Genomic DNA, 25,431 nt, shown 5'->3' with positions numbered 1-25,431 from the left:
GCCTACGGCGCCGAGCGCGCGGCTCGGCCGGAGTGGGCACCTCACGTCGTACGGATGACATGAAGGCCGTAGAACGGGGAGCGAAGCGGGCATGTCCACCACTTTGACAACGGGGATGGGACAAGGGATGAGTACTCCCTTCGATGGGCCGCAGCAGAGCGGATCCACTCAGACACGGCTGAACTCCGTGCCCGCGGACGGCGGCGGAGGGGGCGGCGGCACGAACGTCGACACCCAGCGGCTCGACGAAGCCGCCAACGCGCTCGTCGAACTCCGCGGTGACACCGAGAACGCCGACAACGGCGCCGACGACGACTGCCTGAGCGCGTCAAGGGGCCTGAACAAGCACACCGCCGGGGGCATGGCCGAGGGCGGGTCCTGGGCCACCGCCGGTTCCTTGGTGACCATGGACGTCCGCTGGGGCTCCCAGGTCATCAATCTCAAGCGTCTGCTCCAGGACATCAGCGACAAGCTCCACACCACCAGCGGCCACTACACCCGCACCGAGCAGGAGGAGCAGGCCCGGCAGAACTCGATCGGCACACCCTTCGGGTGAACCAGCCCGCCCGGGCCGGCGTCGCGCCGTCCGGGTGAGCCCATCGAGTCGGACCGAAACCCCCTCACAAGGAGCTGTCGCACATGGTGTCCCTCCCCTACCTCGACAAGGCCGACCTCGGCCCGCTGGCCGACGCCGCCGCGTCCTGGAAAGCACTGCCGGCCAAGTACGACGCGCTGCAACGGGAGTTCGAGCAGCGGGTCATCAACCACCTCAAGGGCCACTGGGACGGGGACGCGGCCGACGCCGCGTTCGTCACCATGGGCAAGGCCCGGACGGAGTACGAGAACGCCGCCACCGAGGCGGAGCGCATAGCCAAGCTGCTCCTGGACGCGCACGGTGAATTCAGCGCCTCGCAGAAGCAGTTGCACGCGCTGCTCGACGAGGCCCGTAACGACAACTTCAAGGTCTACGAAGACGGCCGCGTCGAGGACGTCGATCCGCGGCTGGACAGCCCGACCGCTTCCGCCTCGCCGTCCCTTGCCAAGGAACGCAAGGAGAAGCTGGACTCTGTCGTCTCCCGGCTGACGCGGGTCCTGGAAGTGGCTACCGCCGCGGACGAGGCCGCCAGCGCCGCCCTGGAACGCGACAACAACGGCGACAGCCAGTCCTTCAACACCAGCGTCTATACGACCCTCGACGCGGTCGAAGCCGACCAGGCGGCCGCGTTGATGAACAAGAAGGGGCGTCTCTCCGACGCCGAGATCACCAAGCTCAACCTGCTCCTCTCCGCCAACAAGAACGACCCGGAGTTCTCAAGGGACTTCGCGATCAAGACCGGCGGCGAGAACATGCTGAGCAAGTACAACGAGCTCATGAGCCCCCCGGCCGGGACCACGCTCTCCAAGGAACAGCTGGCCCAACTCAAGCAGCTCAAGGCGAACTTGGGCACGACCGTCGGTACGGCGACGACCTCGGACGACCACCGCAAGGGCGGACCCGACCCGGAGATCACCAAGTTCCAGAACGACCTCCTCAAGGCGGGCCAGCGCGACTTCAACGCCAACCCCACCGAGTCGCCGTACGGCCTCAGCGGCTACCAGCTCACCAGCAGCCTGATGAGCGACGGCAAGTGGGACAAGGACTTCCTTCAGGACTACGGCGACGCACTGATCACCGCGGAGAAGAACGGAGCCAACGCCGGGCAGAATCCGGATGCCTACTGGGGCTATCCACGGACGTTGGGTTCGACGAACATCGGGGCGCTCGACCCGATGACGGGATTCATGGACGCCCTGGGGCACAACCCGGATGCCTCCACCGAGTTCCTCACCTCCGACGCCACGATCGATGGTGAGAAGGTGGACCACCTCGACTACCTGCTGAAGGACCGGCACTGGCCTGAAGGTGCGGGCTACACGGGCGACCCCGGCAACCCCAGCGGGTACAACAACCTCGGCCACGCCATGGAGTCCGCCACTTCGGGCCGAGCTTTCGACGACGACGGCGCTCCCGTGAAGCACACCCCCGAGCGTGCGGCCCTGATGAAGGAAGTGGTCGACACCGTCGGCGGCGATACCAGCCTGGCCAGTGACGACGGTCGCGAGGCGCTCCGTGACAGCCTGGGCAACATGACGGCGGAGTACATGGCGGATGTGCAGGCCTCCATTGCCAACGAACAGGGCACGATCAAGCCCTTCGGCGCGGACGCCCACCTCGACATGGGGACGCTGGAGCCGTTCCTCTCGACGGTCGGGCGGGATCCTGACGCCTATGTCGCGATCACTGAGGCGTCCCAGGCGAACACGGCCATCTGGATGCAGGAGGTGGCCAACGGGAATCCGTCGGACCTCACCGCCGCGATGGAGAACGTCGCCTATCCCGGAGGCGTCGTGGCGGGAATTCTCAGCGACTCACGTGACCAGGCCATTTTCGAGGAACACTCCGCCTCGGACAAGGACTTCAACGACGCCGTGGCTACCGGCGACAAGTGGGCCGGTCGAGGTCTCGGCATGGCGGTCGGCGCGGCGACGGGTACGGCCGCACCGATCGTGGGAACGATCGCAGGTTGGGCCGTCGAGGACATCCAGGCAATGGTGGTGGAACAGGTTCAACAGGACACCACGGACGAAGCCGAACGAGAGGCAGCCACCAAGTACGCCGAGGGCTGGAAGGCGGCAGGTGAATCCAGCGCCTCGTCGGTAAGGGACGCCATCTTGCACTCGGGTCGGCAGATGTCGGACGAAGACCTCAACCAGCTGGCCGGTTCCGTGGAACAGGCCGCGAAGTCCGGGCACACGGCGGGAACCGCCTGGAACTCCTCAGTGAATGGACGATGATCACTGTGTTGTCACGCGCTCCTCGGAGAACTCGACACCTGATCGCACTCGCCGTTGCCTTGGTGGCCGTGGCAGGTTGCAGCAGTTCGGACAAGCAGACGAACGACGAGAGTAAGCCGGTGTGCGGCGGCAAGCTCGATGGAGACGCTTTCCAGACGCTCGCCGGCGACGGCGGCGTCATCGAGGAGGACGTCGACAAGTTCTCTCCCACCGAGTGGACTGCCGCCGGGTCTTGCTCTGTCTACGGCAAGAAGCACGCCGTGGTCGTCGACTACCTCTTTCACTCGGACAGCATCGACAACCTCGACCGGTACAGGTCTCCGGGCCCTTCCACCGTCAAGACCTTCAAGGTTGGTTCCACCACCGGATACCTGGAGACGACCAAGGTGCGGGTGGCCAAGGGAAACGTGAACCAGAACCGGGCGTGGCTGGCTCTTCCATGTGCGATTCCGGGAGAGGCGACGAGCGATCACGCCGTGCTGGAGGTCGAGGTGAAAGAACCACCCCCGGCGCGGAATCTCGACGACTCACTGACCAAGGCGTTCGTCTCCGCTCTGACCATCGCCACGAGCTACCTCGGTGACGATGTCTTCAAGTGCTCGGCGTCCCCCTCCGCAGCTGCGTCCGGGTCGGCCTCCCCGAGGGCTTCGGGCGGCTGAGACCGACATGGGTGTGGACTACCGGACTTTCCGACGTTTCCTTGGTGAGAAAAGCGGGCGTCGTCTGGTCGGTTCCGTGGTGGCGCTTGCCGTACTGAGTTCCGGTTTCTATGGATTTCAGCTGCAGTACCCCGCCACCCGGACCGGTCGGGCGTGTAGCGGGATGCTCCCGGTCGGCCCGGTGCTTGATCTCGTAGGAAAGTCGAAGCTGTCCTTGTCCGGTCTCGGTTTCCACACGTCGAGTTGGCAATTCGATGTCTCGGACGATGTGACGGAGCCCCCCGGCCTGGCCACTCGGTGCAAGGTGGGCGGAGCCGAGGTCGCCATCGAGACCTCGGCAGGCGCCCACAACGCATACGGCGCCTACACCTTCCAGCGCGATCCGAAGAGCTTTCCCGTACCTCTGAACGCGGGTTGGCAGGGGCTGATGGCTGCTGACGACGACGAAGCCACGGCGTCCGTGCTCCTCGACTGCGAGAACTGGACGCCGGAAAAGGGCAGCGGAATACTCGTGACGGCTGAGTCGCCCTACGACACCGAGGTCACGAAGGCCATACGCGTCAAGCTTGCCCGCGTGGCCACCGGAACAGCGCAACGTGCGGCGGAGAAGACCGGCTGCGAAACGGAAGCCGGGGATGCTGACAGGCTCACCGCTCCTGCTGCCACCGCCAGGACCGTGTCGGCGGACGATGCGACGGGGACCTGCGCCGGGACGACATCTGTGGCGAAGGTGCAGGAGACCGCTGCGGAGAGGGCGCCGGTGGAAGAGTGCGTCCTCGTCGGCAGTATGCAACTGACCGCCGCGTACGGACCCTTCAGCGACACCTCTGAGGCGGTCGTGAACGGCAAGTACGGCGGCCATGATTTTTCCTCGGGGGTCGAAGCGTCCACGACCTGGACGTCATCCACCTGCCAGGGTTCCCTGGGTATCGGTTACTACCACGCATCGCCGGTGGAAGGGAACGATCGCAACTTCACTTCGGCTCCGCTCACCAAGGAAGAGCGTGCGGATCTGGAGCACTTCGCCGGACAGTCGGCGGCGCGCCACGGATGTTCCACGCCGGCGCGACTCTCCTCGTGAACCGGGTGCCGGTACGGCTGCGCGAGCCGCTCTGCTCGTCGGCGGCCGGCACTCCGGGGCGAGGCGGCAGCATATGGAGGGTCCGGAGAGCGGTTGCCCCGTCCACGGCGGCGAAGGCCTGCGGCTGCGGCGCGCGAACGACACCGGGTACCACCCGCTCGGCACGGCCGACGGGACGTCCCCGGCACCACTACAGCCAAGGCGTGTCCGTCGCCCGCGAGTCCGAGCGCTGGGTGTCGCCGTACGCGATGTACCGACGGGCGGCCGCGGCCCTCGGTACGTCACGTAAGTGCGCCGAGGTCATCGCGATCCCAGTCGGCCCAAGGCCTCGACAGGGATCGTCAGGCTGACCCGACCCCCCGGATTCAGCCGCACCGGGACCCCCGCGGCCGCGAGTTGGTGGCCGGTGGTGTGGTGCCACTGGTGCCAGTTGGCGGGGGCGTGGGTGGGGTGGGTGAAGGCGGGGACGTAGCGGGTGCCGTCGTCGTCCACGACGGTGTAGAGGCCCTGTTGGCCCTCCTGGGCGAAGAGCATCAGGGTGGCGTCGCGGAAGGCGGTGAGCAGGTCGGCCTCGGTGGCGTAGCCGGTGACCGCCTGGTGCATGGCGGCGTCCAGGGCCGTGGCCGGTGCCGGGAACTCCAGCGCCACCGGCGAGGGGCGGTAGTTCGGGTTGTGCGAGAACTCGACGAGTTGGCCCGTGTCGCTGACGGACCAGCCGCCGACGATGCCGTACGGCGGGACCGCGCCGTCGGGGTCGAAGTACGGGTCGATCGCGTAGACGTAGCCGCCGCGTTGTTGGGCAGCCTGGGCGCGCAGGGCGTCGGTGATCGGGGGGGACGGCAGGGGCGGGGCCGGGGGCGGCGGGGTCACAGGGAAGCTCTCCATTGCTGTTCGAAGTGAATCTGCTCGGCGACGGTGGCCAGCTTCTCCCGGGGGGCCTCGTGGAAGGTCTGGATGAGGTCCTCGCGGGTGGGGAGGACGCCCGGGGTGAGGTGACAGACGAGGAATCCTCCGGCACCGCGGCAGGAGCCGGAGGGCCAGGTGTCGCGGCGGGCGCCGTTGACACCCAGGAACCATCCGGCGGGTTCGAGCTGCTCGCGAATCCGGGTGAGCGCGTCGAAGCAGTCCGGGCCCTTGCCGCCGACCTGGCCCCAGGGGCCGTCGGCGGTCATCGTGAAGTCGTGGTTCTCGCCCTCCCAGCGCACGATCACGGACGCTTGATGGTCGCCGTTGTAGGCGGTGACGTCGAAGCGGTCGGGGACCAGGTAGCCACTCATCGGGTCCATCCAGGAGGTAGTGAAGAGGCGGGTGGGGGGCTGGGAGGTGCTTTCGGAGTCGACGGTTGGTAGTGGGGGTTGGGCATCCATTCTCCCTTTGAACCGTCGGGGAGGATCTCCCAGGCCCCCTTGATGTGCTTGCGGTCGATGCCGCCGGGGAAGGCGACCTCCTGGTCGATATGGCGGTACGGGTTGTCCGGCATGCTCTTGTTGACGTCGAGACCGCCGGGGGCGTCGATCTCGTACCGGAATCGGGACACCCAGTTGGCGTCCGGGTTGGTGGTGGTTCCCACGAATGCCGATGGATGGTTGCCGTGCACATAGCCACGGAGATCAGTGTTGGAGGCATCGCGGGGGTGGAAGCCCGTCTGCCTGACCGAAAGCATCCGGCGGCCCACCCGCACGGTCACCACCGACTGGCACACCCTACGAGTCCCCGTCACCGGAACCGAACAGCACACCGAAGCGCCCTTGCCCGGAAGCCCCGAGGCGGCCGACGAGAAGAAGCACCGGGAGAACACCCGCCGGTTGCAGTGCCTTGTACTGGAATGCCGCGGTCAAAAGATCCCCTTCCACTCCCAGACGGGCATCGATGCAGCCGGAGCGGTCCTGTCCGGCGCGCAGGGCCGACTCCTCTGGCATTCCGGTCAGCGTCGAGGCCGTGACGTCCTCGCCGAGTTGGTGGGTGACGACGGCTGGCAACTGCCGGGCGCGGTTCCGGTCCGGGTGGCCGGGCAGGCCGTAGCGGAAGGGCTCACCGAATCCGCGCAACCGGACCCCGAACGGCGGATCAGGCTGCTGGACCTCGGGGGGGCTGGATGGTGACCGCGTCCCTGCCGGGAGTCGTGGGGTTCGCGGTGGCGTTCGGCTGCCTCGCCACCCTGCTGCTCGTCCCGGACAGCGGTGCCTGGCGGTGGTGGACCGCCGCGGTGGGGGCGCTCGCTCCGGGTGTCGGCTTCACCTTGCAGGCGATGGCCAGGATGGCACCCGGGGCGGCGACCCAGCAGTGTCAAGGCCACCGGTGAACAAGCCGCTCTCCGGCCCAGGGCGGCGGCAGCCTGAGCCAGGAGACGTCGGTCGACGTCACATCACACGGCGCCTGTTACCGATCGCATACGCCAACCCCCACGCCGCCACCCCCGCGACCACCAGCCCGAGCGGAGAGAACCAGTCCACGCCGCCGGACGCCTCGTCGTTCCACCAGGCCTTGGCCGGGAAGAAGGGCTCGGCTTGGAGGAACTGCCAGGCGGCCAGGGGAGTTTCCTCCACGGCGATGATCAGCGGAAGCGCGTTGACGTAGCCGAAGAACGCGCCGAGTGCGCCGGTGACCGCCGCGCCGATGGCCGCGCCGGTGTTGCGGCCGGCCATCCGGCCGATCAAAGCCCCCACGACGGCACCGTTGACGAGCGCGTGAGCCAGGTAGAGGGTGTTGGCGACCGTGACCGACTGTTCCTTGTACGTGGCCGCGATGAGCCCGGTGTAGAGCAGCGAGACGAGGACCGAGACCGCGAGGCCGAGAACGATCGCGCCGACCGGGTTGCCGCCGGTGGCCGGCCGCTGGGCGAAGGGCTGCGGCTGCGGCGGCGGGAACGCAGGCGCCGGGTACGACGGGGCCTGCCCGGGGACGGGCGACGGGCCGTACCCCGGCTGCAGGTAGGGATTTTGGATGCCCTGCGGCTGCTGCTGAGGCTGCGGCGGCGGTGGGTAGGGCGGCGGCTGGCTCATGGAATCCCCCGAGGAAAAAGCGACTGACAGGGGGAGCAAGCTACCAGCGAGATCAGGAGGGGGCCGTGGGAGTCGGAGCAGGCGCTGTGAAGAGCGGGAAGCGGCAGCCTTGTCTCACCAGCTCCGCCCCGACCGCGCACGTGTGAAGGTTCCGAGAAGGCCCCCCGAACCCCCCTTACGATGATCGCCGGCAGCCAGTTCATATCGGGGGAGTTGTCCATGGCCGACATCGAGATCAACGCTGCGCGCGTACGCGCCGCGGCCGATGACACCGAGTCCTTGTCCCAGCAGACGATGAAGCGTCTCAGCCACTCCCTCGACACCAGCGACGAGGTGTACGGAGCCCACTACGGCAACGGCTGGACGAGCCCGGTGCAGCTCAAGGTGTGCGCCGAGAAGTGGGAGGAGCACATGGTCTCCCTCGCCAAGAGGATGGGTGAGCTGAGCCGGAAGCTGCGGGAGTCCGCCGACGGGTACGACCGCGCGGACGCCGAGGCCGAATCGCGGCTGCGGGCCGGGCTGCACGACCTCGGGAGGGCCTGACCATGGTGTCGTACGAGGGGATCAACAACGCCCGCCCCAAGACCTGGGCGACTGCCGCCGACGAGTGGCACGCCCTCGCCAAGTACTCCCTGGACGCGGCGAAGGACCTGCGCGAGTACGGTGCGAAGCCGCTGAAGGACAACTGGACCGACGAGGTCGGTGCCACCGCGGCCGCCGAATTCGAGCTGCTCGCCAACCAGTTGGAGGCGGCCTACGACATCCTCCTGGCGGTCAACATGGTCGCGGACGGGATGACGACGACCATCGAGACCGCGCACAGCACCATGCGCGCCGCGGTGGACCTCGCCACGCAGTACGGCCTCGAGATCGGCGTCGACGGGACGGTCACCGGTCCGCCCCCGCGCAGCCGCACCGAGGCCGAGGAGATGGGGCCGTACCGCACACAGGTGCAGGATCTTGTCGACCAGGCCGTCGAACAGGTCACCTCCGCCGACGAGTTGGCCGCGAGGGAGTTCGCCAGGCTCGCGGGTCAGACGGGGCTCACCGATCCGGGCAAGGCGCTCAACGACCTTCAGACGCACGCCTCGCACGTCCAGATGCAGATGCTCGCGTCCGACATCCCGGTCAGCGAGGACCCGACCACCGTCCGTCAGTGGTGGAGCGGCCTGACCGAACGGCAGCGCAAGGACTTCATGCTGGCCCAGCCGGTCGCCATCGCCAACCTCGACGGCATCCCGGCCGACGTACGGCGGGAGTTGCGCGGCAACGGCAAGTACGACCGGGTGAAGCTCGTCGAGTACGCCCTCGCCAACTGGGACAAGGACGACCCCACCGACTTCGGCAACAACTGCACCAACTTCGTCTCCAACGCCCTGCTGCACGCGGGGATGAAGGAGAAGACCAGCATCTGGGGGACGTCCGACGACGACTCGTGGATGATCGGGAACCGTACCGGTGTCGACTCGGTCGACAAACGGCTTGCGTACTCCGACAGTTGGGCCGCCGCCGAGAACAACCAGAACTTCATGCTGGAGCACGGCGGCAGCGAGGTCCCGCGCTCCGACGTGAAGCCGGGCGACATCATCTACTACGAGCAGTCCGGGCCCAACGACTCCATCGAGAAGGGCAACACGCACCACGCGGCGATCGTCACCGCGGTGATGCCGGACGGCGAGATCAAGTACACCCAGCACAGCGACTCGTACCAGAACGTCAGCCTGGAGGGCCGGCTCCCCGCGACCGAGCAGCACGAGGGGCAGCAGAACATCCGGATCGTCCGCCCCAACCCGGACTGGTACTGATGAACACACCCGCGCACCGATGGTCCTGGCTGGTCCCGGTCCTGGTCGTCGCCTCGGCCGGCCTCCTCGCGGCCCACTTCTCCTTCGACGGCGACACCTTCCAGGACTGCCACTACCTCGGCCCCTCCACCCGCATGTACGTCACCGCCTGGGCCGCGCCCGCATGCGCCCTGACGGCACTGTTCCTCCTGCTGTTCCTGAGACGCCGGGGGCAGCGTCCGGGGACCCTCGCCCTGGTCGCCGTATGCCTTGTCCCCGTCCTGCTGCTGGCCCAACTCGCCGCCCTGTACTGGGTGTACGAGCCGGACCCCGCCGGTGGGCAGGACTGCTCGGGGCTGACCAGGGTCGTCGCGCTTCACTGACGTACGAAGGACGTACGAAGCACGTACGAAGAAAGCCCCCGTTGCCAGGAACCGGGCGACGGGGGCTCTTCGTGTACGACGGCCCGGCCGTCAGTCGGTGGTGGGGAGGGCCACCAGGGTGTACGGGGTTTCCCCGGAGATGACGGACGGGTGGGCCTCGGAGACGTAGAGCCGGTTGTCGTGCCAGTAGGGCCTGGCGAAGATGGACATGCCCTTGTGGACGTCCGCCGGATACTCGACGACGGTCTTGACGGCACCATCCTTCGTGCCCAGCTCCACCAGCTCGGAGCCCTCGTCGTTGTCGTTGTTCGCCCGGTAGGCCAGGATCCGGTCGCTTCCGGCCGCCGGCAACGGATAGAACGCTCTGAACTCGACCGCCTCGGTCTTCCACAGCTGCTTGCCGCTGTCGAGGTCGTAGGCGGCCAGCAGGTCCTTGCTCTTCTCGGTGGTCACGCCGATGACGAAGGTGTCGCCGAAGGTGCCCGCCTCCGACCAGGGGCCGCCCAGCGAGTCGTCGGTCCTGACGTACTCGGCCGGCAGGGCGGGGGAGAACTGGCTGCGCACCTTCCCCGTCTCGTCGTCGAGGGAGAAGAGGGCGTCCCCGTCGTCGCCGTGCCGGAGCAGGACGACGGGGGAGGTCGAGACGACGTCGCCGCCCTCGATCTCGCCGAAGCTGTCCTCGGGGACCTTGTGGTGGTAGGTCCAGCGCGCCTTTCCGGTGGCCGGGTCGATCAGCGAGACCTCGTCCCAGTTCTGGCCCCAGTCGGGGTCGTCGATGTCGTTGACCTGGCAGCCGCGGACCCGGATCAGTGCCTTTCCGCCGGTGAAGTCGCCGCTGTCGCAGTCCTGTGTCGCGAACTTCTTCGGATCCCAGGCCGTCGTACCGTCGGCCGCCTTCAAAGCCAGCGTCGTCTTCGCGGCGTGGATGACGACGACGTCGCCGGCCCGCGCGACCGACACCTGGTCCTTCGACGTCGTGTCGCCGGGCTTGAGGTCCTTGTCCCAGAGCTGCTTGCCGCTGCCGAGGTCGTAGGCCACCACGTGATCGCAGGCCTGTCCCTCGCCGTAGGCGACGATCCCGATGTCACCGGAGGAGTTCTCGGGTGCGACGCACGCCTCGTTGCTGTCGCCGGGCAGTGCCGTGGCCCACAGCTGCTTGCCGGTGTCGAGGTCGTACGCCTTCACACCGTTGGACAGGGTCTGGACCACCGCCTTGTCGGTGAACCAGGTGCCCCGGGTGTTCGCCTTGGGTGCCGCGCCGGGCTCGTCGCCGTTCTGCTCGGTGGCTTCCACGCTCCACAGCACGTTGTTGCTCGGCGACCCGATGAACATGTACCAGGCCCCGAACCCGGCCCCGCTCAGGACGAGCACGGCCATGACGAGCAGCACGATCATCCCGACCGGCTTCTTGCGCGAGCTCCCCGGCTGCGCCGCGCCGACAGGACCGACGGGGCCGGGATGGCCGTACGGCTGCTGCTGCGGGAAGCCGTAGCCCTGCGCGGGTTGCTGCGGAGCCCCGTACCCCGGGGGAGGCGCTTGCGGGGCTCCGTACCCGGGCGGGGGTGCCTGCGGAGTCCCGTACCCGGGCACGGGTGGCGGAGGGGCCTGCTGCGGGGACCCGTATCCGTAGCCGTACTGCTGCGGCGGGGGACCTTGCGGCGGAGCTGCCTGCGGTGGCGCCGGAGGCTGTTGCGGATAGCCGTATCCCGGCGGGGGCACGGGCGGTGGAGGCTGCCCGCCGTACGCCCCGCCGGCTCCCTGCGTGCCGTCTGTGCTCATCAGCTGTGGCTCCTCACATAACTCGCCCAGGCGGCCTGGAACTGGCTTTCCCCCATGCCCGTGGCGTCGCGCAGCTGCTGGTCGAGCTGCTTGGGGTCGCGATAGTGGTCGGCGACGAACTGAAGCGCGGCGGCGGTGCCGCTCTTCTCGGCGATGAACCGGATGGCCAGGTAGCTGACCGTGTAGTCCGTGCCCACATCGCCCCCGCTCCCGGCCGAGGTGGGCAGCGTGCCGCTGAACTCCTTGCCGGTGACGTCGTTGCGGACGCTCCACGCGCCGAGCTCGGTGTCGAAGCGGAACGCCACGTAGTCGGCGAAGCCCTCCACCACCCACCAGCGGGCGTTGGACTCGGTGACGAAGGTGCCGGTGGCCTCCAGCGGCTGGACGATGGCGTGCGCGAACTCGTGGTGGGAGATCTCCTGCACGAGCTTGGGCCAGTACGTCGCGTTGGTGAAACGGCTTCCGGACGTGTCCATCTTGACCCGGGCACCGCCGTACTCCAGGTCCTTCCGGTCCCCGCCGAAACCGGCGTCGAAGGTGGGCATCGCCACGCTCTGGCCGGCCTCCCAGTCGACGTACGGGGAGCCGTACAGGGAGGAGTAGGTCTTGCGGTCCGGTTCGAGGACCGTCACGAATCCCGTGGGCGTCTCGGTGTCCTCGGGACCGTTCGCCTTCCAGAGCGAGATGTCGTCGGCCGCCGCCTTCTCGATGTACGGCGCGTAGCGGTCCGTGTCGGCGGCGTGCTTCTTGTCCGAGATCGTGAGCGTGTGGGCCTTCTTGACGACATGCATGTCCTCGTAGAGGTCCCAGGGAGCCGGGTAGAACACATAACCCTTGGAGCCGTAGGCGCCGGGCGAGGGGCCCACCTTGGTGATCCGCGGCTCGGCGTCCTTGGACTCCCGCTTGATGATCCACCGGTACCACTCGGACACCGGCCGGACGTCCACGTCCTGGATCTTGTGGACGAAGGCGACGTCGAGGGCGATCGTGGCCCCGTCGCCGTACTCGTTCGTGCTCGATCCGGTCGTCTTGAGGACGGAGTACTCGGCCTGGGTGAAGGGGATCTTGCGCAGGTTCTCGAAGAGGTCCTTCTGCGTGTCCTTGGCCTCGCCGGCGAAGGGCGCGAGATACGTGTCCTCGTCACCGCTCTTCAACGCCCGGCTACGGCCGTCGAGCAGCTCCTCGATGTCGTCCGGGCTGAGCAGCTGCTCGCCCTGCGCATCGCCCGCCGCGGTGGGCAACGCGCCGCCGCCGAGGGCCTGGTAGGCGGCGAGGCCACCTATTCCCAGCACGGCGAGCACGGCAAGGACGACGACGCCGATGACGGCCTTCTTCAGGCCACTTCCGCCGCCCTGGCCCTTGCCGCCTCCGCCTCCGCCGCCTCCGCCGGGAGGCTGCTGTTGCGGATACGGCGCGTGGGGTGCCGTGGGCCAACCCGGCGCCGCGGTGGGCGGTTGCGGTGGATGGCCGTAAGGACCCGGCGCTGTCTGGGGCGGATAGCCGTAGTGACCCGGCGCTGTCTGGGGCGGATAGGGCACGCCACCCGGCTGCGGCTGCGGCTGCGGCGGTTGCGGAGGTGGTGCCCACCCTCCCTGCCCCTGTGGATACGCGCCGCCCGGCCCTCCGGGCGGCGGAGGGTACGACATGAACTCCCTCTCCCCATGAGTCTCGTGAGTCTCGATGATGCGTGGGAGCCGACAGCGAAATGGAGCATGCCGCTCAAGTGATCAAAAGCTCCCCCGAAATGCTCATGACACCTTACAAGCTTGTCGGTTTCCGGCTGGTGCCGCTGCTCGCGGCCTTCCTCATCCGGGCGGAAAAAGATGGTGATCCATACGGAAAAGACCGATGGGGGTGGTGTGGGCCGGTCGGGGTGATGGTGTGAATTCCTGTGTGGGAACCGTGGCCTCCGGGGGTGCAACAGCGTCGGTAGGGCCACGTAACGGACGCTTGAACGTGACGATCCGGCGGCTGTCCACCTGGCCGAATCCTTACCAGGGATCGCTAGGGTGCGGGCCCTCTGCCGTTGTCTCCTGGAGGTCCTTCCCCGATGCACATGGCCGGTGTTCCGCTCGCGGCCCCGCCCGGTGGTGTCGTCAGCCCGGTCACCCTCGGGTGGATCGGTGCCGGCGTGGCCGCACTGGTGCTCGTGAACATCCTCATCGCGTTCGGATCACGGCGTCGGCGCAGGCAGGTCCCGCCCGGGCAGCTCCGCGAGGAACTGCGCGGGGAGATCCGCAACGGCGCCCCGAACGTGCGCGGGCACATCCGGGTCAATCCCGCCCGGTACCCCGGGATTTCCGCCGGAGAGGCCGAGACCATCGCCGGGGAAGAGGGATTCGCCCGGCAGACCCACGGCACCAAGGGAATGTGGCTCTTCCTGCGCCGGGTCTCCGACTGACGCGCAGGACCGGAAGACGGGGGAAGGAACATGGCCGATTTCAGGGTCAGTCTCGACGAACTGCGCAAGCTGAAGAAGAAGCTCGAGGACAGCCAGGCCCAACTCGACGAGGCGATGCGGCGGATGAAGGACACCGGGCCGAAGGATTTGGGCAAGCGCGTGCTCGACAAGGCCTGTGAGGACTTCGAGGACGGCTGGGAGTTCGGGCTCGGCAAGACGCAGGAACGCATCAAGGTCCTCAACGACGCCCTTCCCGCCATCATCAAGGCGTACGAGCAGACCGAGCAGGAGATCCAGGGCGCGTTCCAGCACACCGGAGCCCACACCGAAGCCCCCGCCGGAGCCCCCGCCGGAGCCCACACCGCAGGGGTGGCGAAGTGAGCGACGACTGGAGCGGCCTCGGCTGGAATCCGACGCCTGGTCACCCCCACCTGGCGAGCAACCTGTCGAACAACCTGCTGCACACCGCCGAAACCCTGCAGACCACCTACGAGTTGCTGAACTCCCTCTCCAAGGAGAGCTCCTGGTGGTCGGGGGAGGCGGCCAAGGCGTTCACCGAGAAGGTGACGGACCTCCCCGACTATCTCCGGCGTGCCCATGACTCCCTCAAGGCCGCGGGCGGCGAGATCGCCAAGTGGAGCGACACCCTGCACGACCTGAAGGTCAGGGCCGGCCACTACGAGGCGGACGCCGAGCAGGCGCGCCGCAGCGCCGACCAGGCCGAGCGGGACTACGAGACCGCCCGCTCGGACCCGGATCTGCGACTGGCCGGGCAGATGTTCACCGACGAGGCCCAACTGGACAACGCCCAGGCCCGGTTGGACAGCGCCAACAGTCGGCTGGAGAACGCCGGCAAGACCCTGAACGGCGCCCGCAGCCGGCTCCAGGACCTGATCGACGACGCCAAGAGGCTGGAGACCCAGCACGGGGACCGGGCCCAGGAGTACGCCGACGCGATCCGCAAGTACGCGAGCGAGTACGCCCCCGAGGGCGGGGCCTGGGAGAAGTTCAAGGACTGGTGGAACGAGCACGGCGGTGACCTGCTCACCGTCGCGGCCACGGTGGTCGGCATCGCCGCGATCTTCTGCCCCGTCCTCGCGCCCATCGCCATCGGCCTCAGCCTGGCCGCGGCGGCCCAGCACACCTACCAGTACGTCCAAAGCGGCAAGGACATGTGGCCGCCGACGTCGAAGAACCTGAGCGAGTGGGCCACGGTCGGCGGTGACCTGCTTGGCGCGGTCCCGGGTGTGGGCCCCGCCATCGACGGTACGAAGGCCGCCATCGAGGGGGGCAGGACCGCCTTCGAGGCGGCCCGGGGCGCCGAGACGCTCGCCCGCACCGGTGCGACCGTCTCACAGGCCGTGAAGGACGGCGGCGAGGCCTTCAACTGGGCGGCGAAGGCCGCGGATCCGTCCAACCCGCTCATCGCCAGGCCCGTCGAGTGGGCCGCCGCGAAGCTCGGCTCCTCGTCCGCCGCCGGCGCGATGGCCGCGGACGTCACGCAGGCCGTGGCGACCGGAGCCCTGGCCCTGCCCACCGCCATCACCCTCGACCCCGACTACACCGACAGGTGGGCGACACCCGCCACGAACGCGACCGTCGCGGCCGACGGCGTCATGGCGGGCGGGCTCGCCGTCGAACCCCTCCAGAAGATCTTCGCCGTGGCCAGGGCCCTGTGACGGCCCAGGCGCCGGAGGCCGCCGGCACCGGCCTGCCGCTGCCGCTCTGGTACACGCTGCCGGAGGGCTTCCGGCCGGTCGAGCTCTCGACCGATCCCGAAGAGCGCCTCGAAGCCCACTACACGGCGCTCGCCGAGCTCTGCCCCGACGCGACGACCGGGCAACTGGTCGCGAGCGCCCTCGGTTTCGAGGCCGCGCTGGGCAGACTGGTCGCGGACGGCCTGGTCCACTTCAGCTCCTTCGTGCTGCGCACGGACGCCGACCTGCTTCTCACGGGGATCTGCCAGATCTCCGTGACCGACCGTCCCGCCGGAGACCCCCACCTCTACCCGCACAGCGCGCTGCGCGCCCATCCGGACCAGCCGGACACGCACAAGGCGGTCGTCCCGCTGCCGGCGGGACTCGCCGCGGTCGTGGTGGCGGACCAGGCCGTCACGGTCCCCGGAGCGCTGTTCGGCGTGGAGGGGGAGAGCACCTCGGCCGTCCGCACGGCCACGTTCCACTTCGCCTTCCCGCGGATCCCGCAGGCAGTGGTGGTGTCCCTGTCCACCGAGGTCTTCGAGGCGGAGGAGGAGTTCCTCGAACTGGCCACGCTGGTGGCCGCCGGGATCTCCTTCACGGCACCGGAACCGGCCCGGGTTCCGAAGAGCGCGCCCGCCGGCGCGAGCCCCTTCGGATAGCCCGCGTCACATCCGCGGCAACACGTCCAGCCGCAGCTGCACGGCGTACAGCCCCTCGGGATCCCCGGCGACGAGCAGCCCCTCGGGTGTGAGCGCGAGGGCGGTGCAGGGATGTAGCAGGGGCAGGACACGCACTCTGCCGGAGAACACGTGCCACAGGTGCAGTTCGCCGTCGCTCCAGGCCACGGCGAGCACCGGGCCGACGGGGGTGTCGGCGGCGGCGAGCGCGGTGGGCCGGGACCCGCGCCGCTCCACGGGTTCGGGCATCGGCTCGGCCGAGGTCTCCCACAGCCGCACGGCCCCGTCAAGGCCCGCGCTGAAGACAAGGGTGAGGCCCTTGTCGGTGAGGGGCAGGCACGCGACGGCCGTGACCGGCCCCTCGTGCGCCGGGAGGGAGCGCGGGGTGTCCTGGTACTCGGTCAGGGACCAGAGGTGGAGGGCACCGGAGCCGTCGCCGACCACCGCGTACGGGCTTTCCGGGCCGTTGCCGAGCGCGGTGACCCGGGCGTCATGCTCGGCGAGGGACTGCGAGCCGTGGTACTCGGCGATGTGCCCGAGCACGATCGCCGCCGTCGGATCGTCCTCGGGCACCCACGGCAGCAGCGCGTCGGCCCGGTCGTCGAGCAGCAGCGCCGAGCGGGCGTCGCGCGGGGCGACGGAGCCGGGCCGCACGAAGCCCGCTCCGGAGGCGGGGTGCACGCCGGTCCGGGCGCCCGTGTCCACGTCGTAGGTCCTGAACCGCCCCGTCACGTCGGCCGCCAGGAGTCCGCGCCCGGTGCCCGGCAGCAGCGCCAGCGCGGTCACCGGGAGGTCGGGTCGCGCCCATACGGCGGACCACCAGTGCCGTTGGGCGAGGGGACGCAGGAACTCCGTCAGGGGCGCGTCGGTGTCCATGGCGGCGGTGTGCAGCACGGCGGCGCGGCCGGTGCTGTCGTCGTCCTGGGCCGTCAGCCCGGGCGCGGCACGCCGCCACACCCGGCGCAACTGCCCGGGTACGGGGATGCGTTCGTCGGCGAGGACGGCGGTGAGCGCGGGCACCGAGCCGTGCACCAGGAACCCCGGATCGCTCAACAGGCCGCGTACGGCGGCCCCTTGGTCGTCGGCGGACAGCGCGGCGTCGAGGACGTGCCGGAGGACCGGGGCGGATGCCAGGGCCCAGTCCGGTCGGCCGTCGGCGGTGTGCGGGACCGTCGCGACGAGGTCCGCGAACGACTGCCGGTCGGTGTGGGGGCGTGCGGTGGTGCCGCCGCCCACGTCGATGGTCTCGGCGTCGTCCGCGGGCAGCAGGCCGGATTCACCGACTTCCACGACCGCCCGCACATGGGGGAGGGACAGCAGGGGCTCCAGCAGCTCGGCGACCAGGGTCGCCGGTGCCGCCGCCGGAAGATCCACGGGGCCCGCTCCGGCCCGGTGCAGATCCGGGACGAGCAGCAGGACCGGTCGCTCGTCCTCGCTCATCCGGTCCAGCAGCCGCGCCGGGGCCAGCGGGCCGTAGCCGAGCTGGCGCCCCGCCGCCCAGGCGAAGGACTCGGCCGTCAGCCCCTCGGCCAGGACGGTGGCGTGGACGGTGGTCGCCGGGTGGCCGCCCGACCCGGCCAGGAACCAGGCGAGCAGCCGGCTCTTGCCGCTGCCCGAGGCGCCCCGCACCAGGCACAGCCGCGGCCCGGCCCCGCCGGCGTCGGCCGCCCAGTCGAGCAACTGCCGCCCGAGAGCACGCTCTTCGTCGTCCAACGGCGGCCAGGAGGCGATGTCCGGTACGACGGCACCGACGGTCATGGCGTGCTGCTCCCCACTCTTCCCGTGTCTCCGTGTCCTACTGCGGCTACTGCTCGGCGGCCTCGCTCAGCAGCCGGATGCCCTCGGCGCGGGACTCGGCAGTCTCGCCGTAGGGGAAGTTGTGTGTCAGTTGGGCGTCGGGGAAGACCTGTCCGAGCCACAGCGAGCAGTAGTGGCCCGGCATGAAGCAGGCCTCCAACTCGGTGTGGATCCGCAGCACTTGCTCCGGCTCGACACCCGCGGCCCGCAGCCGGGACCAGAGCCGTTCCTCCGGGTGGACGCCGATTCCGCCGGCCTGCGTGACGATCTGCTTCTCACCCCGGCCGTCGACGATCTCGAACGCGGTGAACCACTCCGCGCTCGCGGTGTCCCGGATGTCGTCCAGGACGAGCGGCCACCAGTTCTCGCGCCCCTCGAAGGCCTGCGGATCGCGGGTCCTCAGCCGCTGCTCCAGCTGCGCGAACACGGCCGAGGCCTCCTGCGGCTCCTGAGTGCCGAGGATCTCGGCGAGGGCCCGGTCGAGCACGACGAGCGACTCGGCGAACGCCTCAGGGCTGGAGTTCACGAACCTCGACTCCTCGGCCCAGTCGAGGAGTACGGCCCGTACGACACCCTCGGGGTCGGCGCAGATCTCGAAGCCGCGGTCCGAGCCGAGCCGCGCCCAGTCCCGGCAGGACTCCTCCACGATCCGCCGGCCTGCGGTCTCGGCGTACTCCCCCAGGCGTAGGGCGTCGTCGGGGGCGGTGACGAAGTACGGCCCGACCTGGACGGGGACCGCGACCTCCGCCAGCCGGCGCACACTCGCGGGCACGTCGAAGGCGTCACCGGTCGCCTCCTGCCGGAAGTGCCGGACGCCGTTGTCGGGGACAGTCATGGATGGCTCCGCCTTATCGCGCTTCGGGGAATTCGACGTACTCCAGGATGTCGTGCCAGCGCGATCGGCTCACAGCCAGGGCCTCCGGATCGATCTCCCGCATCCGCTCGGTCAGCCGGCGGGCCGCTCCCTCGGGATCGAGGGTCTCCTGTTCCGATGCGAAGTCGTAGTTCGGGCGCTCCTTCTCCAGCAGGTGGAGAAAGTGCGCGAAGGAGTTGAGATCCCTGTTCAGCGGGCGGCTGTCGGATGTGTCGCCCGGCAGCAAATGGACGACCCCGGTGACCCCGTCCAGGGCGATGTCGTCGTAGGGGACCGAGCCGAGCAGGAGCCAACTCCCGGCGCCCTCGGGCAGGTTGGTCCACCGCTCGTGGAGGTCGTCGTAGCAGGCGCCGAGCGTCCTGGTCTGCTCCGGACTCCCGTCCACGAGGTCGAACCAGGGATTGGGGCGGGACGGGAGGCCGACATCACGCAGGAAACGCGCACTCGGACCGTGCTGAATGTTCGCCAGCACGGCCTCGGGAAACGTGATGAGTTCGTCCGGACCGAACTCGGTCTCCAGGGTTTCCCGGTCGATGGGGGGTGTCATCAGCCGATGGACTCGTACACGTTCGACAGGACGAGATCCCACGCGGGCATGCGCGGGGCGTCCTCGTCCTCCCAGTCGAACTCCTCCGACCAGGCGGGCTCCACACCCTCGAACGGAAGTGGATCGGCCCGGATCATCCGCTCCCGCAACGACACCGCGACGCCCTCCGAATCGGGGATCTCGTCCGACACGGTGAAGTCGTAGTTGGGGCGTTCGAGCTCCAGCAGATAGGTGAAGTAGACGAAGGAGTCGAGGCTCTGGTTGATCGGGTAGGTACCGGGCTCGCCGTCCGGAAGGCAATACACCATCCCGGACACGGGGTTCAGTGCCACGACGTCCTCGAAGATCTCCCCGATGACGAGCCAGTTCTCCCAGCCTTCCGGCATGTCCTTGTAGTCGGAGAAATGACGGAGTTCCGCGCAACGGCGAAACCGGTTGGGGGTCTCCCCCTCGAAGAGTGCTCCGTCGATCACGAAGAAGGAACTCCGGTCGTCCGGAAGGCCGACCCCGGTCAGGACCGAGCGGGCCGACTCGTGGAGTTCCGCGGGCAGCTTTCCCCCTTCCAGCGTCACAAGCCGCTCGGGGGGGAAGACCGACTCCATCATCGCGCGGTCGACAAGCTGGGGCATTTTCTGTCCTGTCGGTTATTTCACCATCACTGCTGCTGGGCGGGGCATTTTATCGGGAGCTGCCACCCCAGGTCAATTTCTACTTCTTTTTCGGATTGATACCGTTGAGGTATCGCTCCATATCGTCGTTGCCCTTCTGTTTCGATTCCGTCGTGTGGCCGTACTCCACGGTGTGCGAAACCTTCACGCCATCGGGCAGGTGTTCCGATATCCAGGCGCTGCAGTCCTTGGCCCCTGGACCCGTCGTACATGGCTCACGCTCGGTATAGAGCTCGGTCATCCCTTTCTCGGTGCCATTGTTGAGGAACGGGATACCGACCTGACGTTCCGAGTGGGAGGAGGGCCACTTGCTCCGGCCGACGAGTATGAACTCGTTTTTCCCACCCGGCTCGCCGTACCGTGCCGCGGCGTAGTTCCGGCTCGAGAACTTTCCTTTTCGCGTCTGGCCGTAATCCTTGTTCGCATCACGTGCCATACGTGTGGCCTGCGACAGATCGGTGCTGCCGAACGCGACCTGCTCCGACGACTTCCTCTTGCGGTCCGCCGCGTCGGGCAGCCGGTAGTCGCCCGCGACCCGCCGCCCGACGTTGTCGTCGCTCTGGAGATTCAGCGGGGCGAGACGCTCCCGGTCCTTGTCGGTCAGGTCCTGGTGCCCCGAGGAGGTGAGGCGGGTGACCTTCCCCTGGTCGTCCACGTGGTAGACGTGCTGCTTGCTGATGCCCTGGAGCTTGGTCGCGACGTCGTCGTCGTTGTCCCGGTGGTTCTTGGCCATCTTCCGCAGGCCGTCGGTCATGCTGTCGCCGAGATGGTCGGCGGAGCGCTTGACGCCCCGGCTGATGCCCTCCACGACCTCGTCCAGCATGGGGTCGAGGGCGCTGGTGAGCGGGTCCTTGCCCCGGGCGCGGCCGTGCGAGGACTTCACGCGGGACAGCTTGTTGCCGGCCCCGTCGCGGATCTTGCCGCCCGCGCCCTTGAGCCCGTTGCCCGCACGGTCGTAGGAGTCCAGGTCCATGCTGAACTGACCGCCACCGCCACCGCCGCCGCTGCTGGACCCGCCGGACCCGTCGCCCCCGCCGGCACCGGCCAGTTGCATCGACCCGCCCCCGCCCCCGCCCGCGCTGGCCAGCTGCATGCCCCCGCCCGACTTGAGGCTGTCGACGCCCTCGTCCAGGCCCTCCCGGCCCGCTTTCGCGGTCTGGCCGAGGTCGACGCCGTTCTGCGTCCCCAGGGCGTTACCGCCCAACTGCACCACCAGGTCGCCGGCCATCGCGCCGAGGGCCTGGAATATCGGTCCCGTCGCGACCTCGATGATCCGCCCGGCGATCTCCTCGCACACCTCCTGGAAGATGCGCTTCACCGCGATCCGGGTGGCCTGCGTACCCGCGATGCCACCCAGCGTCGACAGGCCCAGGGTGACCGGGGCGGCGGCGATGGCGGCCGCTATCTCGGCGGCGAGGATGCCGAGTTGGGCGATCGCCGCGATCTTCGCGCCCTCGATCAGTACGGCGACGGCGTCCAGGGCGGTCCCCGCCACTCGGCCCGCCTCGGCGAGGTTGGTCAGATGGGTGCCCTTGACGAGGTCCCAGTGCTTCTCCAGCGCCTGGATCGCCAGGCCCTCGTTCGCCCCGATGAGGTCGGTGATCGCCTGGTGCGCGTCCGCCGCACCGTCGTCGATGCTGTCGGCGAACTCCCGCATGGCCTGGGCCATGTCGCGGTAGTCGTCCTCGTCGACGTTGGGCCAGCTGATGCCTATCAGGTCCAGGGCCGCATCCAGCTCGCTCGGCAGGACTACACCCACAAGAACCCCCGTTCGAAAAGCAGTTGGGAAAACGTAACTTTGAACGGTTCATGGGAACAAGTTCACCAGGAGACACTTGACTTGATATGTGGCCCAGTTGGCGCAGACCTTTCCGAACGGAACCTGCGGGCGCGGAAATCCGTCGCGCCTCCCGCGGTCGAGCCGTTAGCCTCCGCGTGAGCGTGGCTTACGCACGTGGCCGCGAGGGGGAGCCGGGATGGAGACCAACCGCGTACGCACCGACCGACTGGGCGTACTGCTGGACCAGTTCGACTGCGTCCGGGAGCGGGCGCAGGTACGGCTGGAGGGGCTCGGCGACGAGGAGTACCTCTGGGAATCGGTGCCCGGCTGCTGGTCGATCCGGCGCCGGAGCGAGGCGGTGACACCCAGGGCCTACGGTCCCGGCGACTGGCTGCTCGACCAGGGCGCCCCGGACATCCCGGCCGGCGAGTACGCCGAGGTCGCCCGGCAGGCCGCCGACGGCATGAGCGTCGCCAAGATCGCCGAGGACTGGAAGGTGAGCGTCGAGCGGGTCGAGGAGGTCCTCGCCCACACCGGCCCGGTGGAACCCGACATCACGCCGGTCACGACCATCGCGTGGCGGCTCGGGCACCTGCACTCCTGCTTCGCGGGCGAGTGGGAGTGGACCTTCGGCGAACGCCTCACCGATCCCCGTGAGTTGGTCGACTTCACTCCCTCGGCGGCCCTGGCCCAGGAACGCTTCTGGTCCCTGCTCGACCGCTGGCGCGAAGCGGTCGGCCGGGTCACCGAGGAACAACTCGACACGATCGGCTTCTCCCAGTACCCGTACGGCTCCGCCCCCGACGAGCCGTACATCTCCGTGCTGTGGGGGTCCAACCTGGAACTCATCCACCACATGGCGGAGATCGCGCTGCTGCGGGATCTGTGGCAGGCGCGGTCCCTTCAAGCACCGCTGTAGCGTCCTCGGGGACATCTCGTGAACACCCTGTGCACGATTCGCCCGCCCATCGCTCGACGCCGACCGCCCCGCGACAGGGCCGACCGACCTTTGGCAGTCTGTCGGTCGTCATCGTCAACCGCGTCGACAGTTGGGCGGCCATGAACCACAGCGGCCAGGCACGGGCTCCGCAGCACCCACCGCAGACCCCTGCCCCGTCGGAGACCGTGATCGAGCTCTCCAACAAGGGGCTGCACAGGTTCGACAAGGTCGAGGCGGGGGAGTGCGCGGCCATCATCAGGCGGAGCGGCCCCGGCCCGCAGGGTGAACCGCTCGCGTACGTCCAGGTGCCCCGGGACGCCCCGAAGGGCGGGCGCCGGGCGCGTCCGCCGTTCACCGTGAGCGGCCCGGACGGCGAACCGATGGTCTCGGTACGGTCCTTCGGCGAGGGCGGTTACGAGGTGTACGGCGGGGACGGCGCACCGATCGGCCGGATCACGCGGCGTGGCGGACGAATCCTGCCCTGGCCGCGTCGCGTGCGGTGGAGCGTGCAGCCCGCCGGTGGCGGCGAATCTCCGGCCGGCGAGGTCGGGACCCGCAGGGCGTGGACGGTGTTCGCGCTGATCTCCCCGCTGTACTTCCTGTGTTGGGCGGTCATGGCCGCACAGGGAGCGATCTGGCTGCTGCTCGGCGAGAAGGGCGAGGCGAAGAAGGAGGCCGCCTGGGAGATGGAGCCGCCGACGTGGACGCGGTAGCGCTCGGCCGACGCACCGGACGTCGTCATCGAGTACCAGACCGGTCGCAGATACCGTCTCGCCTCACCCCGTCTGGACCACCGGCTGGCCTGCGCGCAGGCCGTGCTGCACGTGTGGGACCGGGCGTGAGCAGCCGTGTGGCGAATTGGCGACAGCGAACATCCCCAGCTACCTCGGAACTTGCTGCTCCGATAACCTGACCGCCGTTGACTGGATCACGACTACGGGGAGACACGGGATGGCGGACTTCCAGATCGATGTCGATCAGATGAAGACCCTGATCAACAGGTTGGACCAGGTGGACGACCGCATGCGCGGCGCCCAGCAGCGGCTGAACAAGGTCGGTCCGACAGGTCTTGGCACGGACGGTCTCGACAACGCCTGCGACGACTTCCAGGACGACTGGGGCGACGGCATCAAGCGGATCGCCGACGCCGCCAAGACCCTCCACGAGGGGCTGCAGAAGACGGTCGAGCTGTACCAGACGACCGACCAGGATTTGCAGAAGGGCTTCAGCCAGAAGTAGCCGGTGCGCCGCCACCGCACCGACACCTCGCACACACGCAACCGCAAGCAACGGGGAGAAGACGATGGGAATTCTCGACGATCCCAACTGGCCAGGTCTGACGTTCAACCCGGCCAAGGGGGATCTGCACACGATCGAGTCGCTGGCGTACGACGTCAAGACGGTCGGCGACGAGCTCGACGAGATGCGCGAGATGCTCGTGAGCATCGGCAGGACCGACGGTGTGTGGGACGGCGAGGCCGCCAAGAAGTTCCAGGAGAAGGTCGGCGAACTGCCCAAGTACCTTCAGCAGGGCCACGAGTCGATGGCCGCCTGCTCCCGGGCACTGCGCGGCTGGCACGACGAGCTCGAGACCATGCAGCGCCAGGCCAAGAACCTGGAGGAGCGCGCGGTCGAGGCCCGCAAGCGGCTCGACCAGAAGAACGCCGACGTCGACCGGGTCAACGTCAAGATCGAGGGCGCGCAGTTCCAGCAGCTCACCGAGCAGCAGGCCAAGGCTCTCTCCGAGGAGGCCAACTCGGCCTCGGCGGCGGCCAAGGACGCCGCGTCCGACCTCCAGAGCCTCATCGACAACGCCGAGGCGCTGCGCAATTACTGGAACGAGCAGTCCTCGAAGGCCGAGAAGGCCATTCGTGAGGCCGCGCAGAACCGACCGCCGGACATCAGCATCTGGGAGTCGATCGGAGACGGCCTGAAGGCCGCCTGGGACGGCTTCACGGACTTCCTCGCCGACCACGCGGACCTGTTCTCCAAGATCGGATCCGTCCTCTCCATCCTCTCCCTGGCGACCATGGCGATCCCGCCCGTGGGCGCGATCCTCGGCGGACTCGCCATCGGCGCCAGCGCCCTCGCGCTCGCAGGCTACGGCGCCAAGACGGCCCGTGGCGAGAAGGTCGGGGTGATGGACTGGGTCGGTGCCGGGCTCGGTGTGCTGCCGGGCATCGGCGCGGTCAAGGGCATGACGGCGGCCGGGAAGGCGGCCAAGGCGGCGGCGACCGGCAACCGGCTCAAGGGTGTCTTCGCCAGCGCCGACACGATGGCGACATCGACCAACATCGCCAGGGGCATGGCCGACGGCGTCATGTACAAGGGCCTGGTCCTGGCCGGCAGGGGACTGAAGCTCAGCGACGAAGCACTGGACGTCGGCAGCTGGACCATGCGTGGAACGATGATGGGGGTCAAGGGTGCGGCCCTCGGGTACGGCCTGGTGTCGGACGCGATGAGCTCCAAGCCCGCCGCCGCCCCGTCCAGCAACGCGTTCATGTCGGCGGCGGGAGCGGCGTAA

29 protein-coding genes are annotated in these 25,431 nt (G+C 68.8%); 18 read left to right on the top strand and 11 right to left on the bottom strand.

Annotated features, from left to right (window positions below; translation table 11 throughout):
• Nucleotides 1–127 precede the first annotated feature (127 nt).
• The 4 genes from AB0D34_RS19490 to AB0D34_RS19475 all read left to right on the top strand — a co-directional run bounded on the left by AB0D34_RS19490 (nt 128) and on the right by AB0D34_RS19475 (nt 4,575).
• Nucleotides 128–556, top strand: a complete 429-nt coding sequence (locus AB0D34_RS19490; RefSeq protein ID WP_362663026.1) for a hypothetical protein — start codon at nt 128–130, stop codon at nt 554–556.
• Between the two features lie 83 nt (nt 557–639).
• Nucleotides 640–2,835 (top strand): hypothetical protein, encoded by a 2,196-nt coding sequence (locus AB0D34_RS19485; RefSeq protein ID WP_362663025.1) that lies wholly within the window; start codon nt 640–642, stop codon nt 2,833–2,835.
• Nucleotides 2,836–2,903: 68 nt separating this feature from the next.
• Entirely contained in the window at nt 2,904–3,494 is a 591-nt protein-coding gene (locus AB0D34_RS19480; RefSeq protein WP_362663024.1) for a hypothetical protein, read from the top strand.
• A 7-nt stretch (nt 3,495–3,501) separates the two neighbouring features.
• Nucleotides 3,502–4,575 (top strand): hypothetical protein, encoded by a 1,074-nt coding sequence (locus AB0D34_RS19475; RefSeq protein WP_362663023.1) that lies wholly within the window; start codon nt 3,502–3,504, stop codon nt 4,573–4,575.
• A gap of 300 nt (nt 4,576–4,875) precedes the next feature.
• Here the strand turns inward: AB0D34_RS19475 and AB0D34_RS19470 are convergent, their stop codons facing one another.
• From AB0D34_RS19470 to AB0D34_RS19460, 3 genes are read right to left on the bottom strand one after another with little or no spacing between them, the layout of a single operon-like run.
• Nucleotides 4,876–5,445, bottom strand: coding sequence for a type VII secretion system-associated protein (locus AB0D34_RS19470; protein WP_362663022.1), 570 nt, complete (start codon nt 5,443–5,445; stop codon nt 4,876–4,878).
• On the bottom strand, nt 5,442–5,861 hold the full coding sequence (locus AB0D34_RS19465; protein WP_362663021.1) for a hypothetical protein: 420 nt from the start codon (nt 5,859–5,861) through the stop codon (nt 5,442–5,444). The genes AB0D34_RS19470 and AB0D34_RS19465 overlap by 4 nt, the downstream gene beginning before the upstream one ends.
• A complete protein-coding gene (locus AB0D34_RS19460; protein WP_362663020.1) occupies nt 5,849–6,145 on the bottom strand; it encodes a hypothetical protein in 297 nt (98 codons plus the stop codon). The genes AB0D34_RS19465 and AB0D34_RS19460 overlap by 13 nt, the downstream gene beginning before the upstream one ends.
• A 178-nt stretch (nt 6,146–6,323) precedes the next feature.
• On the opposite strand from AB0D34_RS19460, the gene AB0D34_RS19455 reads away from it, so the two are divergent.
• The gene (locus AB0D34_RS19455; RefSeq protein ID WP_362663019.1) at nt 6,324–6,677 is read left to right on the top strand and encodes a hypothetical protein; all 354 of its coding nucleotides are present in this window, start codon (nt 6,324–6,326) and stop codon (nt 6,675–6,677) included.
• The gene (locus tag AB0D34_RS19450) at nt 6,671–6,877 is read left to right on the top strand and encodes a hypothetical protein (RefSeq protein ID WP_362663018.1); all 207 of its coding nucleotides are present in this window, start codon (nt 6,671–6,673) and stop codon (nt 6,875–6,877) included. Before AB0D34_RS19455 ends, AB0D34_RS19450 begins: the two co-directional genes overlap by 7 nt.
• Nucleotides 6,878–6,935: 58 nt before the next feature.
• Here AB0D34_RS19450 and AB0D34_RS19445 read toward each other — a convergent pair whose 3' ends face one another.
• Nucleotides 6,936–7,577: a glycine zipper domain-containing protein gene (locus tag AB0D34_RS19445; RefSeq protein ID WP_362663017.1), complete on the bottom strand. Its 642-nt coding sequence runs from the start codon at nt 7,575–7,577 to the stop codon at nt 6,936–6,938.
• A gap of 219 nt (nt 7,578–7,796) precedes the next feature.
• Here AB0D34_RS19445 and AB0D34_RS19440 point away from each other — a divergent pair, with 219 nt between their 5' ends.
• From AB0D34_RS19440 to AB0D34_RS19430, 3 genes are read left to right on the top strand one after another with little or no spacing between them, the layout of a single operon-like run.
• Nucleotides 7,797–8,120, top strand: coding sequence for a type VII secretion target (locus tag AB0D34_RS19440; protein ID WP_362663016.1), 324 nt, complete (start codon nt 7,797–7,799; stop codon nt 8,118–8,120).
• A gap of 2 nt (nt 8,121–8,122) precedes the next feature.
• The gene (locus AB0D34_RS19435) at nt 8,123–9,382 is read left to right on the top strand and encodes an amidase domain-containing protein (RefSeq protein WP_362663015.1); all 1,260 of its coding nucleotides are present in this window, start codon (nt 8,123–8,125) and stop codon (nt 9,380–9,382) included.
• The gene (locus AB0D34_RS19430; RefSeq protein WP_362663014.1) at nt 9,382–9,744 is read left to right on the top strand and encodes a hypothetical protein; all 363 of its coding nucleotides are present in this window, start codon (nt 9,382–9,384) and stop codon (nt 9,742–9,744) included. Before AB0D34_RS19435 ends, AB0D34_RS19430 begins: the two co-directional genes overlap by 1 nt.
• A gap of 90 nt (nt 9,745–9,834) precedes the next feature.
• On the opposite strand, the gene AB0D34_RS19425 is transcribed toward AB0D34_RS19430, so the two are convergent.
• Both AB0D34_RS19425 and AB0D34_RS19420 read right to left on the bottom strand, forming a co-directional pair.
• Nucleotides 9,835–11,523 carry a PQQ-binding-like beta-propeller repeat protein gene (locus AB0D34_RS19425; RefSeq protein ID WP_362663013.1) on the bottom strand — a complete coding sequence of 563 codons (1,689 nt, stop codon included), beginning with the start codon at nt 11,521–11,523 and terminating at the stop codon, nt 9,835–9,837.
• Entirely contained in the window at nt 11,523–13,061 is a 1,539-nt protein-coding gene (locus AB0D34_RS19420) for a hypothetical protein (RefSeq protein ID WP_362663012.1), read from the bottom strand. The genes AB0D34_RS19425 and AB0D34_RS19420 overlap by 1 nt, the downstream gene beginning before the upstream one ends.
• A gap of 149 nt (nt 13,062–13,210) precedes the next feature.
• Here AB0D34_RS19420 and AB0D34_RS19415 point away from each other — a divergent pair, with 149 nt between their 5' ends.
• The 5 genes from AB0D34_RS19415 to AB0D34_RS19395 all read left to right on the top strand — a co-directional run bounded on the left by AB0D34_RS19415 (nt 13,211) and on the right by AB0D34_RS19395 (nt 16,283).
• Nucleotides 13,211–13,408, top strand: coding sequence for a hypothetical protein (locus AB0D34_RS19415; protein WP_362663011.1), 198 nt, complete (start codon nt 13,211–13,213; stop codon nt 13,406–13,408).
• A 171-nt stretch (nt 13,409–13,579) separates the two neighbouring features.
• Nucleotides 13,580–13,924 (top strand): hypothetical protein, encoded by a 345-nt coding sequence (locus tag AB0D34_RS19410; RefSeq protein ID WP_362663010.1) that lies wholly within the window; start codon nt 13,580–13,582, stop codon nt 13,922–13,924.
• 30 nt (nt 13,925–13,954) lie between these two features.
• Nucleotides 13,955–14,305 (top strand): hypothetical protein, encoded by a 351-nt coding sequence (locus tag AB0D34_RS19405; RefSeq protein WP_362663009.1) that lies wholly within the window; start codon nt 13,955–13,957, stop codon nt 14,303–14,305.
• Complete coding sequence (locus AB0D34_RS19400) at nt 14,302–15,603, top strand: putative T7SS-secreted protein (protein ID WP_362663008.1); 1,302 nt, start codon at nt 14,302–14,304, stop codon at nt 15,601–15,603. Before AB0D34_RS19405 ends, AB0D34_RS19400 begins: the two co-directional genes overlap by 4 nt.
• Complete coding sequence (locus tag AB0D34_RS19395; protein ID WP_362663007.1) at nt 15,600–16,283, top strand: hypothetical protein; 684 nt, start codon at nt 15,600–15,602, stop codon at nt 16,281–16,283. Before AB0D34_RS19400 ends, AB0D34_RS19395 begins: the two co-directional genes overlap by 4 nt.
• Nucleotides 16,284–16,289: 6 nt before the next feature.
• Here the strand turns inward: AB0D34_RS19395 and AB0D34_RS19390 are convergent, their stop codons facing one another.
• The 5 genes from AB0D34_RS19390 to AB0D34_RS19370 all read right to left on the bottom strand — a co-directional run bounded on the left by AB0D34_RS19390 (nt 16,290) and on the right by AB0D34_RS19370 (nt 21,946).
• Nucleotides 16,290–18,059 carry an AAA family ATPase gene (locus AB0D34_RS19390; RefSeq protein WP_362663006.1) on the bottom strand — a complete coding sequence of 590 codons (1,770 nt, stop codon included), beginning with the start codon at nt 18,057–18,059 and terminating at the stop codon, nt 16,290–16,292.
• Nucleotides 18,060–18,105: 46 nt separating this feature from the next.
• The gene (locus tag AB0D34_RS19385) at nt 18,106–18,933 is read right to left on the bottom strand and encodes a nucleic acid/nucleotide deaminase domain-containing protein (protein WP_362663005.1); all 828 of its coding nucleotides are present in this window, start codon (nt 18,931–18,933) and stop codon (nt 18,106–18,108) included.
• A 13-nt stretch (nt 18,934–18,946) separates the two neighbouring features.
• Nucleotides 18,947–19,519, bottom strand: a complete 573-nt coding sequence (locus AB0D34_RS19380; RefSeq protein ID WP_362663004.1) for an SUKH-4 family immunity protein — start codon at nt 19,517–19,519, stop codon at nt 18,947–18,949.
• The gene (locus AB0D34_RS19375) at nt 19,519–20,148 is read right to left on the bottom strand and encodes an SUKH-4 family immunity protein (RefSeq protein WP_362663003.1); all 630 of its coding nucleotides are present in this window, start codon (nt 20,146–20,148) and stop codon (nt 19,519–19,521) included. Before AB0D34_RS19375 ends, AB0D34_RS19380 begins: the two co-directional genes overlap by 1 nt.
• Nucleotides 20,149–20,227: 79 nt before the next feature.
• A complete protein-coding gene (locus AB0D34_RS19370; RefSeq protein WP_362663002.1) occupies nt 20,228–21,946 on the bottom strand; it encodes a nucleic acid/nucleotide deaminase domain-containing protein in 1,719 nt (572 codons plus the stop codon).
• A 217-nt stretch (nt 21,947–22,163) separates the two neighbouring features.
• Here AB0D34_RS19370 and AB0D34_RS19365 point away from each other — a divergent pair, with 217 nt between their 5' ends.
• From AB0D34_RS19365 to AB0D34_RS19350, 4 genes are all read left to right on the top strand, one after another.
• Nucleotides 22,164–22,886: a DinB family protein gene (locus AB0D34_RS19365; RefSeq protein ID WP_362663001.1), complete on the top strand. Its 723-nt coding sequence runs from the start codon at nt 22,164–22,166 to the stop codon at nt 22,884–22,886.
• A 140-nt stretch (nt 22,887–23,026) separates the two neighbouring features.
• The gene (locus AB0D34_RS19360; RefSeq protein ID WP_362663000.1) at nt 23,027–23,620 is read left to right on the top strand and encodes a hypothetical protein; all 594 of its coding nucleotides are present in this window, start codon (nt 23,027–23,029) and stop codon (nt 23,618–23,620) included.
• A 238-nt stretch (nt 23,621–23,858) separates the two neighbouring features.
• Nucleotides 23,859–24,146 (top strand): hypothetical protein, encoded by a 288-nt coding sequence (locus AB0D34_RS19355; RefSeq protein ID WP_362662999.1) that lies wholly within the window; start codon nt 23,859–23,861, stop codon nt 24,144–24,146.
• Nucleotides 24,147–24,210: 64 nt separating this feature from the next.
• The gene (locus AB0D34_RS19350) at nt 24,211–25,431 is read left to right on the top strand and encodes a putative T7SS-secreted protein (RefSeq protein WP_362662998.1); all 1,221 of its coding nucleotides are present in this window, start codon (nt 24,211–24,213) and stop codon (nt 25,429–25,431) included.

The organism is Streptomyces sp. NPDC048420 (assembly GCF_040651535.1).
GTDB lineage: Bacteria > Actinomycetota > Actinomycetes > Streptomycetales > Streptomycetaceae > Streptomyces.
Note: the sequence above shows the minus strand (reverse complement) of the source record. Positions and strands in the feature narration are given on the sequence as shown.